A 13,158-nucleotide genomic window follows, 5' to 3' on the forward strand; every position below is an offset into this window, starting at 1 on the left:
CGGAAATAATTTTCGTACTGCTTAAGATGTGAGAGGACCTTTGCGTCATTTTGCTCTAATTCAAGGAATTTGAAACCTATCACTCCTGTGAGGTTAGTCCTCCCCGGGCTTGATCTATCAGCACAGGAGACCTGATATGTCCCCACCCTGCTCACGCTGCGCCTCACCCCGGAGCCCGCCATGAACATCGTGATTCCCGATGACTACCAGGATGTCGTTCGCCAGCTGTCGGCCTTTGATCGTCTGTCCGGCCACCAGGTCACGCTGTTCAACGACACCTTGACGTCGCTGGATGCCCAGGTTGAGCGCTTTCACCACGCGGAGGCACTCGTGTTGATCCGCGAGCGCACGCGGATCACCCGTGCACTGCTCGAACGCCTGCCGAAGCTCCGGGTCATCAGCCAGACCGGTGGTGGCGTGGCCCATATCGATCTCGAGGCCTGTCGCGAGCATGGTGTAACGGTGCTGGCAGGCCGCGGCTCGCCCACCGCCGCCGCGGAACTGACCTGGGCACTGGTGCTGGCCGCCATGCGGCATATCCCCGAGGAAGTCGCGAACCTCAAGGCGGGTCGCTGGCAGCGTACGCTGGGCACCGCCCTGGAAGGCAGAACCCTCGGTATCCTGGGCTACGGCAAGATCGGTGCCCGTGTCGCTCGCTACGGCCAAGCCTTCGACATGAAAGTGCTGGCATGGGGGCGAGAGGGCTCCCGTGAGCGTGCCCGCCAGGCCGGCATCGAGGTCGTCGCCAGCCAACGCGAGCTGTTCGAGCGCAGCGACGTGCTTAGCCTGCACCTGCGTCTGAACGAGGCGACTCGCGGTATCGTCGGTGACGATGACCTGGCGGCGATGAAATCCAGTGCGCTGCTGGTCAATACCAGTCGCGCTGAGCTGATCGCCTCTGGCGCCCTGGAGTCGGCGCTGCGCGCCGGACGTCCCGGCATGGCGGCGGTGGATGTGTTCGAGCAGGAACCGGTGGTCGAAGACCCTCTTCTGCACCTGCCAAATGTGCTGGCAACGCCCCACCTTGGCTACGTGGAAAAAGATGGCTATGAGCTGTACTTTGGCGATGCCTTCAGCAACCTTATCGCCTTTATTGAGGGGCAGAAAATCGACGATCTCGCCGCCCAATAGCCAATCGTTATTTGCCTCGCTATTGAAGACTCTAGGCTGTCACACAGCAGGTGATGACAGGGAGACATTCTTTGGTAGAAGCGGTATGACGTGGCGGCCATGGTCATGGTAGTCTCTGGAAAGAAATAGACCAGCGTCATATGCTGGTTTGTCTTTTTCTTATTCCACTTTTCACCTTGCCTGGACAGGCTTTCCCGCATCTGGGAGCCAGCACCAAGGAGAAAGGGATGGCGAGACGCAGCCATGTCGACAGACGCACCTTCATCCCCACATGAAAAGCCCGAAGCGCTGGCTGAAGAGCTTGTCTATGACCGCATCGTTGATGCGCTGATCGACAAGCGCCTTCGTCCCGGCGAGCGACTCAATGAGGCGAAGCTTGCCACGGCGTTCAACACGCCAAGAAGCCGCGTTCGGCGTGCGCTGAACCGACTGACGGCGGAGCGGCTGGTACGCTTCGAGATGCATCGGGGCGCCTTTGTCTCACTGCCGTCCGTCAAGGAAGCCTACGATATCTTCGAGACGAGGCTGCACATCGAAGCGGCGGTGGCACGCATCGCCTGCGAGCGCATCGATGCCAGCGGCATTGCCACCCTGCGTCAGCATCTGGCCCTGGAGCATCAGGTGTTCGAGGAACGCAAGCCCAGCGTCAACCGCATCTCCGGCGACTTTCACCTGCTGTTGGCGGAGCTGACCGGCAATGAAGAGCTGATCGCCATCGTGCGCCCCATCATCCGTCGCTTCTGTATTATCCAGTCACTCTACGAACGCCCCAGCGGGGTGCTATGCCTGACCCATGAGCACCAGTCCCTGGTCGACATGATCGAGGCCGGCGACGCCGAGGGCGCCGCCCAGTCGATGATGGAACACTGCCGGCATATCTTTTACAGCCTGGAACTGTCCGAGCAGCGACGCGCCGAGGCCAACATCTACGATATCGCCACCGACACCCGCCATCACTGACCAGGCCTGATGGGCCTTGTCAGCGATGGTGGGCGTTTTCGTCGGCCATAGGCCCCTGTCACCAGGCCTCGCTTCTGTCTATTGCGATCGTCTACTACAGCACCGCGTCCAGGGCCTGGATCAACCGGTCCACCTCGTCTTCGGTGTTGTAGTGCACCATCGAGACCCGCACGACACCCTGGATCTCCATCAGTCCGAGGTCCTCGGCCAGCTGACGTGCATAGAAGTCTCCGTAGCGAATACCGACCTTCGCGTCATCGATGCGCCTGACGATATCGTCAGACTGACTTCCTTCCACAATAAAACTGATCGTCGCGACACGTTTATCGATGTCAGCATCCGCTCTTCCGATGATACGGACGCGCTCTTTCTGATTGAGATAGTCGATCAGTTTCTTGCCGATTTTCGCCTCATGTGTCGCGATCCTGTCGAAGGCATCTTCCAGCCTATTGCGCAAGGATACGCCGTCGTCTTTAGGGGAAAGCGATGTCAGATATTCGAGGATTCCTGTAGCGCTGTAGGTCAGCTCATAGTTGGGATTTCCCGGCTCCACTTTTCCCGGTATCTGGTCCTTGGTAAAGAAATGGTGATAGATGCTGTCCAGCTCCAGCAGGCACTCTTTCTTGACGTAAAGCACGGCGTGATGCGGCCCAAAGACCTTGTAGAGACTGAAACCGTAGTAGTCGACATCCCAGTCCTGGACATCGATGGCACGGTGGGGCGCGAAGGCCACGCCATCGACGCAGATGCGAGCACCGGCGTCGTGAGCCATGGCGGCGATCTTTTTGATCGGATTGATGGTGCCGAGCAGGTTGGAGACATGGGTCACGCAGACCAGCTTGGTTCGCTCGTTGAGCAGTTCGGCCAGGCTGTCGAGCTCCAGTTCCAGGGTCTCGGGATGGCAGTTCCAGAAGCGCAGCTTGACGCCTCGCGCTTGCAGACGTCGCCAGGGACCGATGTGACTTTCATGGTCGGTATTGGTCACGATGATTTCATCGCCCGGGGCGAACTGGCTCGCCATGGCGTCCGCCAGCAGCCGGAACTGAATGGTGGAGCTCGGCCCGAACACCAGCTCTTCCACATGCTGCGCATTGACCAGCGTCGCCACCGCCCGGCGACCGGCGTCGACCTTGGCCTTGGAGTGCTGGCTGGGGGCGTAGCTGGCCCCTAGCTGAACATTGTCGCCCAGCAGATAGTCGCTGATGCGATCCACCACGACACGCGGCACCTGAGCACCACCGGCGTTATCCATAAACACCCAGTCACTGGCAAGGGAGGGAAACTGGGCTCTGACGCTTTCCAGATCAAGCGGGGGGGCGGAATGTGATTCGAAAGCCATGGGGAATCCTTGAAGCTGGGTCGAGAGAAACTGGGTTAAGAGAAGCTGGGTCGAGAGAAGCTGGGTTAAGAGAAACAGGGTCGAGGCCACGCCTCAGTGCGCCAGCACCGATTGGAAAAAGGCGCGGGTTCGATCTTCCTGCGGCGCAGAGAAGATCTGTTCGGGAGCGCCTTCCTCGACGATCTGTCCGGCCTCCATAAAGATCACCCGGTCCGCCACATGGCGGGCGAAGCCCATCTCGTGGGTCACCAGCAGCATGGTCACACCGGTACCAGCCAGGGTCTTGATGACGTCTAGCACCTCGCCGACCATCTCGGGGTCCAGCGCCGACGTCGGCTCATCGAACAGCAGCACCCGCGGCTCATTGGCCAGCGCCCGGGCAATGCCGACCCGCTGCTGCTGGCCGCCGGACAGGGCGCTCGGGTACTTGTACATCTGCTCGGCGATGCCAACCTTCTCCAGCAATTCCTTGGCTCTGGCCTGGGCAGCCCCTGGGCTCATGCCACGTACCCGGATCGGCCCCAGGGTGACGTTCTCCAGCACCGTCATGTTGGGAAACAGGTTGAAGCTCTGGAACACCATGCCCACGCCCTTGCGCACCTCGATCAGCTCGGGGCCGGGCTGGACCCGGGTACCATCGACGTAGATGTCGCCGGCGCTGTAGGCCTCCAGATGATTGATGCAGCGAATCAGGGTCGACTTGCCTGATCCGGAAGGGCCGAGAATCGCCACCACCTCGCCTTCCGCCACCTCCAGGTTGATATTCTTCAACGCATGGAAATCACCGTAGTGCTTGTTCACGCCCTTGAGCGAGATGAGGGTTCTGCGGGCGGCGGCGGCTTGGCGGTCAAACGCAGCGGAAGGGGCCTGCGACACCGGCTGGGTCGGTTCAATCATGACAATCTCCTTCAGGCTCGGCCTTGGGCGAAGCGTTTTTCGAGCAAGCCGACCAGCCTCACCAGCGGCAACAGCACCACCAGATACAGCAGCGCCGCACCAATCAGCGGGGTGGGATTGGCCGCCAGGGCCTGAGCCTGGGTCGCCTGCTTGAGCAGGTCGGGCATCGCCACCACCGAGGCCAGGGCGGTGTCCTTCATCACGTTGATGCAGTTGCTGGTCAGCGGCGGAATGATCAGGCGGATCGCCTGGGGCAGGACCACGTCGCACATCACCCGATACTGACTCAGGCCGATCGACTGGGCGGCCTCGAACTGGCCCCGAGGCACCGCCTCGATGCCGGCGCGATAGATCTCCGCGGCGTAGGCGCTGGAGATCATGGTCAGGGCGGTACAGGCTGCAGCAAACGGTGACAGGGTGATGCCGACGAACGGCAGTGCGTAGTAGACGATGACCAGCCACACCAGCACCGGCAGCGAGCGAAACACATCGATGTAGGCAATGGTCAGAAAGCGCAGTGGCTTGGGGCCGTAGAGGCGCAACAGCGCCAGCCCCAGCCCGCCGATCAGCCCCAGCAGGATGCTCAAGAAGCCCAGCGCGATTGTCATGCCGAGCCCTTGGACGAGCATCGGGAAGGTGCGTACCAGCACCTCCCAGTTAAAGAATGTCTGGACCAGGTCCATTCAACCAGCCTCCACGGCCGAGGGTGGGTGGGCCGTGGCGCGCGGGCGCCACGGCCCCGACATCACTTGGCGCTTGGCATATCACGCACGTCGACGGTGCTGGTGCCGGCATCCGGCGCGGCGCCGAACCAGGTCTCGTGCAGTTCGGCGATAAAGCCTTCCTGCTTGAGCTCGGTGATCACCTCACTGGCCTTGGCGGCAAGCTCGGCATCCTTGGCAAACATCATCGAGTACTGCTCACCGCTGGGAATGCGGCTGACCACTTCCAAGTTGGGCTTGTCGCGCACGTAGTACTGCACCGCCGGAATGTCGGAAATGTAGGCGTCGAGGCGGCCGCTGGACAGGTCAAGCATAGCCGGCTGCAGGCCCTCGTAGCGGCGGATCTCCTTGATGCCGTACTGCTCCTGATTCTCGCTGGTCCAGATGTCGCCGGTGGAACCGGTGTCTACGCCAACCACCTTGCCGTCCAGGTCCTCGAGCCCAGTGATGCCCTTGCTGGTGTGAGTCGCCAGAGACTGGTCACTGTCGTAGTAGGGCTGGGCAAAGGACACCGACTCGAGACGCTCATCGGTGATGGTGATGGAGGACACCGCCACGTCGATACGCCCGGACTGTACCGCCGAGAACAGGCCGTTGAAGGGAATGTTGCTGATCTCGACCTCGTCGTAGCCCAGGCGGCTGCCGACCTCGTTGACCAGGTCGATCTCGAAGCCGACGTAGTCACCGCTATCGTCCTGGAATTCCCAGGGCAGGTTGCCGATGTTGGCGCCGACCTTGAGGGTCTCGGCCATGGCGCTGCCAGCGGCAAGGCTCAGGCCCAGGGCGGCGGCCAGGGTCACTACGCGTGGCGTCTTGGAAAAAAGGGTCATGGGACGTTCCTCTGCTTGTTGTCATTGTTGCGGGAGTGGCTATTTTTTGTGCGCCCCCAAGCGGCGGAAGCGCGGTTGTCTCTGTGCCGGTCCTGGGACCGGGTGCCGAGACCAGGCACTGTCGTAGCGATGCTGCTGTTCAGGCCAGCGATTGGATCAAGCGTCACGCGCCTGATTCACGCTCCAGCCAGGCTCTGGCGATCTCTTCCCGGGTCGCGAACCAGACCCCCTCGTGAGCCTGGGCGTAGGCGATAAAATCCTTGAGCGCGCGGATCTTTCCGGGCCGCCCGACCATCCGCGGATGCAGCCCCACGGACATCATTCGCGGCCCCCTCGCTGACTCTTCGAACAGCACGTCGAAGCCTTCCTTGAGGTTGTCGAGAAATTCGCGACCGGAGGTCAGTCCTGGCGAGAGCCAGAAGCGGAAGTCGTTCATGTCCGTGGTATAGGGCACCACCAACTGACGCTTGCCCTCCACCTCGGTGAAGTAGGGCACGTCGTCGTTGTAGGCGTCGGCGTCATACAGGAAACCGCCTTCTTCCAACAGCAGGCGCCGAGTATGCACGCTGGGTCCGTAGCGGCAGTACCAGCCAACCGGACGCTTGCCGGTGGTGGCGGTGATGGAGTCGATGGCCAGTCGAATATGCTCACGCTCTTCGTCTTCGCTCAAGCGAAAGACCTCTTCCCAGCGATAGCCGTGGCTGCAGAATTCATGGCCATCAGCACTCGCCACCCGAGCGACGCGGGGGTTTTGCTCAAGGGCCACGGCACAGGCAAAGAAGGTCGAGCGCACCCCGGCCTCGCGCAGGATATCGAGAATTCGCCAGATGCCGACCCGGGAGCCGTACTCGTACATCGATTCCATGGCCAGGTTACGGGTGCCGGCGGGGGTCACGTAGCTGCCCCACTCGGTCATCGATTCCTGGTCATCATCGCCCATGGCGAAGGAGCGCTCGGAGCCCTCCTCGTAGTTGACGACGACGTTGATCGCCAGACGGGCGCCGTTGGGCCAACGCCCGCCGGGGGGAGTATCGGCATAGCCGATGAGGTCGCGCTGCGGCAACATCCTGTCTCTCCTGAGGCCTCGCCATGCTGCACCGAGGCCGTGATTGTTAGTGTTGTTATGTGACCAATATAGGCCGGATCAGGATTGCACGCAATTTTGCGTGCGATAGGGTCAATAAAGCATATTGCTGAAAAATGAACAATGCATTTTCCCGGTCACTGAACGATATCTCTACTGTGCTTCGCCATTCAGCGCGCCCCTTTCTTTTCAAAACACGGGTTTTTTTGTAGCGCAAACCTGTCACCAGGCGCTAATCTCCGGTGCCCGACTCCAACAAGAAGGAAAGGCGACATGTTGACCTGTGGCGAAGCATTGGTTCAGCTACTTGAGGCTTATGGTGTTGATACCGTCTTCGGCATTCCCGGCGTCCACACGGTAGAACTTTACCGAGGACTGCCTGCCACCCGGATCACTCATGTGACACCACGTCACGAGCAGGGTGCTGGCTTTATGGCCGATGGCTATGCACGTGTAACAGGAAAACCAGGCACCTGTTTCATCATTTCTGGTCCAGGAATGACGAATATACTGACCGCCATGGGCCAGGCTTACGCGGATTCCGTGCCCATGCTGGTGATTTCAAGCGTCAACCGACGCGAGCAGCTTGGCCTTGGCGAGGGCCGTCTGCACGAGCTGCCTTCCCAGCGCAACATGGTCGCTGGGGTCAGTGCTTTCAGCCATACCCTGCAGCAGCCCGACGAGCTGCCACGGGTACTGGCCAGAGCCTTTGCGGTGTTCCGCGGGGCTCGCCCAAGACCCGTGCATATCGAAATTCCGATTGATGTCATCACCGCCCCCGCCGATCACCTGATGCTGGAGGCTGCCGCACTGCCAGCCCCTCCCGCACCGGATGCGGCGCTGGTGGACGCCGCCGCCGAGCTGCTGGCAGCGGCCCAGCAGCCGGTCGTCCTGCTTGGGGGCGGCGCTGCCGACCATGCAGAGGCTGCCCGTGCGCTGGTCGAGGCGCTGGATGCCCCCACCACCTGCACTGTCAATGCCAAGGGTCTACTGCCGAAGGGTCATCCACTGGCGCTGGGCTCCACCCAGTCCCTGGACCCTGTGCGCAAGCTGGTACGAGAGGCGGACGTGGTACTGGCCATCGGCACAGAGCTTGGCGAGACCGACTATGACGCGGTCTTCGACGGTAACTTCAGGATCGACGGTCGCTTGATTCGCGTCGACATCGATGCCGAGCAGCTGCAACGTAACCACCTTGCGCACCTTGCCATCGTCAGCGACGCCGGGCGCTTTATGCAGGCGCTGCTCGAGCGTCTTTCTATCCCATCGGCCACCCCATCAGCCGCCGCGACGCCGACGCCAGGACAGCAGCGGGTGGCGGACATCCAGCGTCAGCTCGCCCCCGAGTGGCCGCCTGCCTGGCGCACCCAGCTACGCGTGCTCGAGCTGGTCCAGCGCACGCTGCCAGGCGCTATCGTCGTGGGGGATTCGACCCAGCCGGTCTACTCGGGCAACTTCCTCTACGAGGCCGAGTCGCCGCGCAGCTGGTTCAATTCATCAACCGGCTACGGCACCTTGGGCTACGGCCTTCCCGCCGCCATCGGCGCCAAGCTGGCCGCTCCCCATCGCCCCGTCGTATCGCTGATCGGTGATGGGGGCATCCAGTTCACCCTGCCGGAACTGGCCTCGGCGGTGGAAACCAAGACGCCCATCGTCATCCTGCTGTGGAACAACCAGGGCTACGGCGAGATCAAGCGCTATATGCAGGAGCGGGAAATTCCCACAATAGGGGTGGATATCTATACGCCCGACCTGGTGGCCATCGCGCGGGGCTACGGCTGCGAGGCCCATACCGCGACCGGCCTTGACCACCTTGAGCGTCTGCTGCAACAGGCCAAAGAGGCCGACGGCCCGTGGTTGATCGAGGTGCGTGAAGAGGGCGACTTTGCCTGATCATCCGCTCTTGCAGGCTAACCATCAGCCTGTTGGATGGAAGACAGCAGCCAGTGGCTAAAGGCCTCGATACGATGATCGGGATGTCGTCCGCGTGGCGTCACCACGTAGTAGTTGCCGATCATCAGGGGTGTCGTGGACGCCGCCACCAGCCGCCCATCGGCCAGCTCCTGGTCCACAAAGTAGTCAGGTAGCACGGTGGCTCCCACCCCGTGCAACGCGGCATCCAGCACAAAGCGAAAGTGCTCGAAGCGCTGCCCCGGCAGCGCTTCGATCTGCTCCCCACTGAGCCCAGCCGCCTCCAGCCAGAGAAAGGTCGACGATAGCCGTGCCGAGCTGACGCAGGTGTGGTGAATCAGCGGGTAGCGGAGCAACTCTTCGGTGTGATCGATCACGCCATAGCGGTCGCGCAGCGTGGGCGTGCATACCGCCACCAGCGAGCACGGCATCAGCAGTCGGCACTCCAGATCGGGCCACTGCCCATCCCCATAGAGAATCGCCACGTCGAAGCCATCTCGGCGTTCATAGAGCCGCCTCAAGTCATTCATGATTTCGATCTGAATGTCCGGATGGCGCTGCTGAAACGCCGGCAACCGTGGCAACAGCCAGCGCATGGCGAAGGAGGGCTCTGCTCCCACGTGGCACTGCCCCGACCAGCGCGCCAGCAGCTTTGCTGTAGCGGCTTCGATCTGCTCCATGGAAGGTGAAATTTCACGCAAGTAATCGGCACCTTCACTGGTCAGCTCTAGCCGTTGACGCACCCGCCGAAACAGCTCGCAACCGAGCATCTCCTCGAGATTTCGGATCTGACGACTGACCGCGCTTTGGGTCAGACTCATCTCTTCCGCCGCCCGGGTCATGCTGAGATGACGTGCGGTTGCCTCGAAGCAGGCGAGAGACACCATGGTGGGCAGTTGACGGGCCACGAAAGTTCATTCCATTTGCGCATGACATGTGAAGAATAAATCGTTATTCGGTTCCCGCCAAGCTTCCTAGACTGATACTCGACAACAACGAATAAACTGGTAACCACATGCACGATATCCCCGAAATAAAAGCGCATTCCGGTGGACTTTTTCAGATATTACGTCAGTATCGTCGCTCCCAACTGCTAAAGTTCCTTCTGCCGACCCTCCTCGGTATTCTGCTGTTTCTGACTCCCGTCTTTGTCGATGGCCGCATCACGGTGATGATTGCCTTCATCGTCGACATCATCAACGCCGTGATCAAACCCATCATGGTGGAAGGTACGGTACTGGTCACCGTCATCCCCACCATCGCCACCGTGGTGGTCAGCCTGACGACGCTGAAGCACAACCAGAACAGGTTCATCCAGCTGTTCAATCCTGGCCCGGTGTGGACGCTGGTACGCGTTACCGGCGCCATTCTGATGGTCATGGTGTACTTCCAGTGGGGCCCTGAGTGGATCTGGCACCGCGACACCGGAGGCGTGCTGCTGTACGACGTGGGCCCCGTGGTGGTGGCGATCTGCCTGCTGTCTTCGGTGCTGTTGCCGCTGCTGACCGACTACGGGCTGATGGAGTTCGTCGGCAGCCTGCTGAGCCGTGCGTTCGAGCGCCTGTTCGGCCTTCCCGGCCGCTCCGCGGTGGATAGCCTGGCGTCCTGGCTGTCCTCATCGAGTGTCGGCATCATTCTGACGACGCAACAGTACCGCAACGGCTTCTACTCCATGCGTGAAGCCTGCATCATCTCGACCAACTTCTCGAACGTCTCCCTGGCCTACGCGTACCTGCTGATCAAGCTGATCGGTCTCGAGCAGCATTTCCTGATCTGGTACGCCAGCGTTGCCGTCACGGGCTTCGTCTGCGCCCTGATCATTCCGCGCCTGCCTCCCTTGTCACGCAAGCCTCACTCCTACTTTCCACCAGAAGGCCAGCAACAGGTGCAAGACCGCCAGACAGGAGAAAGCCTGTTGGCCCTGGGCGTGCGTCGCGCGGTGGAGCGCGCCGAGCACGCAGCTTCCCCGCTGGAGCTGGTCAAGCGTGGCCTGCATGTCGGCGGCGACATCATTATCACGATATACCCGGCGATGATGGTCATCGGCTGTACCGGGCTTGCGCTGGTGCAGTTCACCGATATCGTCCACATCCTCTCGCTGCCGCTGGTACCGCTGCTCGACCTGCTGGCGCTGCCGGAAGCTGAACAGGCAGCGCCCGCGCTGCTGGCGGGCCTGATCGACAGCATCATGCCATCACTGCTGGGCGCTGGCATCGAAAGTGAAGTCACCCGCTTTGTCCTGGCCGGTGTCGCCGTCAATCAGATCGTGTTCTTCACCGAAGTGGCCATCGTGCTCGTCAGAGCCAACATCGGCCTGAGCCTTCTGGACCTGGTGTGGATCTACCTGCTGCGAGTGCTGGTGTCCTTGCCGGTGCTGTCACTGCTCGGCCACCTGCTGCTCGGTTGACGAAAACGGCACGGTGGCCCCCAGCACCGTGCCCATCTCCACGCTGTCACTGCACGCGTCGGTACTTGTGAACGTCAGGGGCCTCACGGCCCCTTGTCGATGATTACCTTCAGGAAATCGATGTCATGGCGAATGCCACACCACTTTCCGCCCCTCACATGGGCAGCGAGCTTCCACAGGCTGACCTGGTCCTTACCAACGGCCGTATCTATACCGTCAATGAGGCCCAGCCCTGGGCCCAGGCAGTCGCCATTGCCAATGGGCGCTTCCTCGTGGTGGGTGATGACACCGACGTTGCCGCAACGATTGGCCCCCACACCCGGGTGGTGGACCTGAAGGGTCGCTTTGCCATGCCTGGCCTGTATGACATGCATACCCATCCGGATCTTGCGCTGGCCCCTGACTATGCCGGCTATCTGGATGTGGGCATCGAGGACCCGACGCCCGCCCAGGTCCGGCAGGCGATCCTCGACTATGCCGAGCAGACGCCCGAAGGCTGGATCTACGGCGCCTATTTCGTCCGCTACACCTTCAAGCAGGCCGGGCTGACGGCGGACCGCCACTGGCTCGACAGTGTTATTGCCGACAGGCCGGTGGCCATTCTCGATCGCTCATGGGGTTGCATGCTGGCCAACTCCAAGGCGCTGGAACTGGCGGGCATCACGGCGGACACCAGCGACCCCCGCCATGGCTACATCGAGCGCGACAGCATCAGCGGAGAACCCACCGGTATTCTGGTCGACGGCGCCTACGCCATGATCCATGCCGCCATGCCGCCGACACCGGCCCAGGCGCTCTACCGCGCCTACCGCGATGGGGTGCATTTCCAAAGCTCACGCGGGGTGGTCGGCACCAAGTACGTGCACGTCTGCGAGCATCGGCTGGATGCACTCAAGCGTCTGGATCAGGAAGGCCGCCTGACCGCACGGGTCGAAGCCGCCATCAGCTGGCAGGATGACATCTTCCCGGTCAAGCGTCGCTGGGAGCTGCTGGCCGGTGAGCGTCACTTCTATCGCAGCGCCCGACTCAACGCCAACGCGGTCAAGTTTCACTTCGACGGCACCCATGAATCCCGTTCGTCCTATCTGTCGAGCCCATGGCCCGGCGAGAAGGACTGGCAAGGGCATCTGAACCTGACCCCCGAGCACGTCTGCGACATGATCGCCGACATGGATCGCCGAGGCATTCGAGTCATCGCCCACTGCACCGGCGATGGCGCCTCGGACATTTTTCTCAATGCCATCGCCGAGGCCAAGCGTCGTAATGGCGGCCTGCGCATGCGCCACCAGTGCGCCCACAGCACCACCCTGCTCGACGCCAATCTGCCGCGCTTCGCCGAGCTGGATGCGATTGCCGAATTCTCGCCGGTGGGCTGGTTCCCCTCATCGTTCGCCTACGCACGTGCCGTGTTCGGTGAGCAGCGCATGCAGCGCGCCTACAACTTTGCCGGCGTGTTGCAGGCAGGCGGTGTCGCGGTGATGGGCACCGATTGGCCGGTCTCGAACCCGGACCCGTGGATCGGGCTGGAAGCCATGGTCACTCGCGCCAATCCCTGGTCACAGGACGACGAGACCTTCCACGGCACCCCCATCAGCCTGGAGCAGGCCATCCGCGTGGCGACCCTCAATGGCGCCTACGCCATGGGCATGGAGCACCAGGCCGGCTCCATCGAGGTTGGCAAGTCCGCCGACCTGATCGTGCTGGACCGCAACCTGTTCGAGGTGCCCGCCCGTGGCGGCATTCATGCCACCCAGGTGGAGTGGACACTGCTGGAAGGCCGCCCGACCTGGGACGCCGCAGGTGACTTCCAGCAGAGCGAGCTCGAAGCCGTGTGGACTCAGCCGCCGCCGGCGTTCTGAGACAACACGCTGCGATGA

At 61.8% G+C, this 13,158-nt stretch carries 11 protein-coding genes; 5 read left to right on the top strand and 6 right to left on the bottom strand.

The genetic code is table 11. The annotated features are described in order from the left end of the window. The first annotated feature begins 180 nt into the window (after positions 1 to 180). On the top strand, positions 181 to 1,131 hold the full coding sequence (locus tag KUV41_RS17295; protein ID WP_222486884.1) for a D-2-hydroxyacid dehydrogenase family protein: 951 nt from the start codon (positions 181 to 183) through the stop codon (positions 1,129 to 1,131). A 243-nt stretch (positions 1,132 to 1,374) separates the two neighbouring features. Continuing rightward, positions 1,375 to 2,091 carry a GntR family transcriptional regulator gene (locus KUV41_RS17300; RefSeq protein ID WP_222237872.1) on the top strand — a complete coding sequence of 239 codons (717 nt, stop codon included), beginning with the start codon at positions 1,375 to 1,377 and terminating at the stop codon, positions 2,089 to 2,091. 94 nt (positions 2,092 to 2,185) lie between these two features. Here KUV41_RS17300 and KUV41_RS17305 read toward each other — a convergent pair whose 3' ends face one another. The 5 genes from KUV41_RS17305 to KUV41_RS17325 all read right to left on the bottom strand — a co-directional run bounded on the left by KUV41_RS17305 (position 2,186) and on the right by KUV41_RS17325 (position 6,945). After that, a complete protein-coding gene (locus KUV41_RS17305) occupies positions 2,186 to 3,430 on the bottom strand; it encodes a cysteine desulfurase-like protein (protein WP_222486885.1) in 1,245 nt (414 codons plus the stop codon). Positions 3,431 to 3,523: 93 nt separating this feature from the next. Then, positions 3,524 to 4,327: an amino acid ABC transporter ATP-binding protein gene (locus tag KUV41_RS17310; protein WP_222486886.1), complete on the bottom strand. Its 804-nt coding sequence runs from the start codon at positions 4,325 to 4,327 to the stop codon at positions 3,524 to 3,526. A gap of 11 nt (positions 4,328 to 4,338) precedes the next feature. Then, complete coding sequence (locus KUV41_RS17315) at positions 4,339 to 5,010, bottom strand: amino acid ABC transporter permease (RefSeq protein WP_222162311.1); 672 nt, start codon at positions 5,008 to 5,010, stop codon at positions 4,339 to 4,341. Between the two features lie 62 nt (positions 5,011 to 5,072). Next, entirely contained in the window at positions 5,073 to 5,879 is an 807-nt protein-coding gene (locus KUV41_RS17320; RefSeq protein ID WP_206941983.1) for a transporter substrate-binding domain-containing protein, read from the bottom strand. A gap of 163 nt (positions 5,880 to 6,042) precedes the next feature. Beyond that, positions 6,043 to 6,945: an allantoinase PuuE gene (locus tag KUV41_RS17325; protein ID WP_222162310.1), complete on the bottom strand. Its 903-nt coding sequence runs from the start codon at positions 6,943 to 6,945 to the stop codon at positions 6,043 to 6,045. Between the two features lie 291 nt (positions 6,946 to 7,236). Here KUV41_RS17325 and KUV41_RS17330 point away from each other — a divergent pair, with 291 nt between their 5' ends. Further along, positions 7,237 to 8,856, top strand: a complete 1,620-nt coding sequence (locus KUV41_RS17330) for a 5-guanidino-2-oxopentanoate decarboxylase (protein WP_206941987.1) — start codon at positions 7,237 to 7,239, stop codon at positions 8,854 to 8,856. 17 nt (positions 8,857 to 8,873) lie between these two features. On the opposite strand, the gene KUV41_RS17335 is transcribed toward KUV41_RS17330, so the two are convergent. Then, positions 8,874 to 9,782 (bottom strand): LysR substrate-binding domain-containing protein, encoded by a 909-nt coding sequence (locus KUV41_RS17335; RefSeq protein ID WP_222237876.1) that lies wholly within the window; start codon positions 9,780 to 9,782, stop codon positions 8,874 to 8,876. A 107-nt stretch (positions 9,783 to 9,889) separates the two neighbouring features. On the opposite strand from KUV41_RS17335, the gene KUV41_RS17340 reads away from it, so the two are divergent. Both KUV41_RS17340 and KUV41_RS17345 read left to right on the top strand, forming a co-directional pair. Then, a complete protein-coding gene (locus tag KUV41_RS17340; RefSeq protein WP_222486887.1) occupies positions 9,890 to 11,281 on the top strand; it encodes a YjiH family protein in 1,392 nt (463 codons plus the stop codon). 125 nt (positions 11,282 to 11,406) lie between these two features. Then, on the top strand, positions 11,407 to 13,140 hold the full coding sequence (locus KUV41_RS17345; RefSeq protein ID WP_222486888.1) for an amidohydrolase: 1,734 nt from the start codon (positions 11,407 to 11,409) through the stop codon (positions 13,138 to 13,140). Positions 13,141 to 13,158: the final 18 nt, after the last annotated feature.

The sequence above is a fragment of the Halomonas sp. DP8Y7-1 genome (assembly GCF_019801685.1).
Taxonomy (GTDB): Bacteria; Pseudomonadota; Gammaproteobacteria; order Pseudomonadales; family Halomonadaceae; genus Halomonas; species Halomonas litopenaei_A.

What these genes read in the sequence shown, in the direction of transcription:
- KUV41_RS17330 (WP_206941987.1), top strand. Translation starts at nt 7,237, where the DNA reads ATGTTGACCTGTGGCGAAGCATTGGTTCAGCTACTTGAGGCTTATGGT.
- KUV41_RS17325 (WP_222162310.1), bottom strand. Translation starts at nt 6,945, where the DNA reads ATGTTGCCGCAGCGCGACCTCATCGGCTATGCCGATACTCCCCCCGGC.
- KUV41_RS17305 (WP_222486885.1), bottom strand. Translation starts at nt 3,430, where the DNA reads ATGGCTTTCGAATCACATTCCGCCCCCCCGCTTGATCTGGAAAGCGTC.
- KUV41_RS17295 (WP_222486884.1), top strand. Translation starts at nt 181, where the DNA reads ATGAACATCGTGATTCCCGATGACTACCAGGATGTCGTTCGCCAGCTG.
- KUV41_RS17315 (WP_222162311.1), bottom strand. Translation starts at nt 5,010, where the DNA reads ATGGACCTGGTCCAGACATTCTTTAACTGGGAGGTGCTGGTACGCACC.
- KUV41_RS17310 (WP_222486886.1), bottom strand. Translation starts at nt 4,327, where the DNA reads ATGATTGAACCGACCCAGCCGGTGTCGCAGGCCCCTTCCGCTGCGTTT.
- KUV41_RS17345 (WP_222486888.1), top strand. Translation starts at nt 11,407, where the DNA reads ATGGCGAATGCCACACCACTTTCCGCCCCTCACATGGGCAGCGAGCTT.
- KUV41_RS17300 (WP_222237872.1), top strand. Translation starts at nt 1,375, where the DNA reads ATGTCGACAGACGCACCTTCATCCCCACATGAAAAGCCCGAAGCGCTG.
- KUV41_RS17320 (WP_206941983.1), bottom strand. Translation starts at nt 5,879, where the DNA reads ATGACCCTTTTTTCCAAGACGCCACGCGTAGTGACCCTGGCCGCCGCC.
- KUV41_RS17340 (WP_222486887.1), top strand. Translation starts at nt 9,890, where the DNA reads ATGCACGATATCCCCGAAATAAAAGCGCATTCCGGTGGACTTTTTCAG.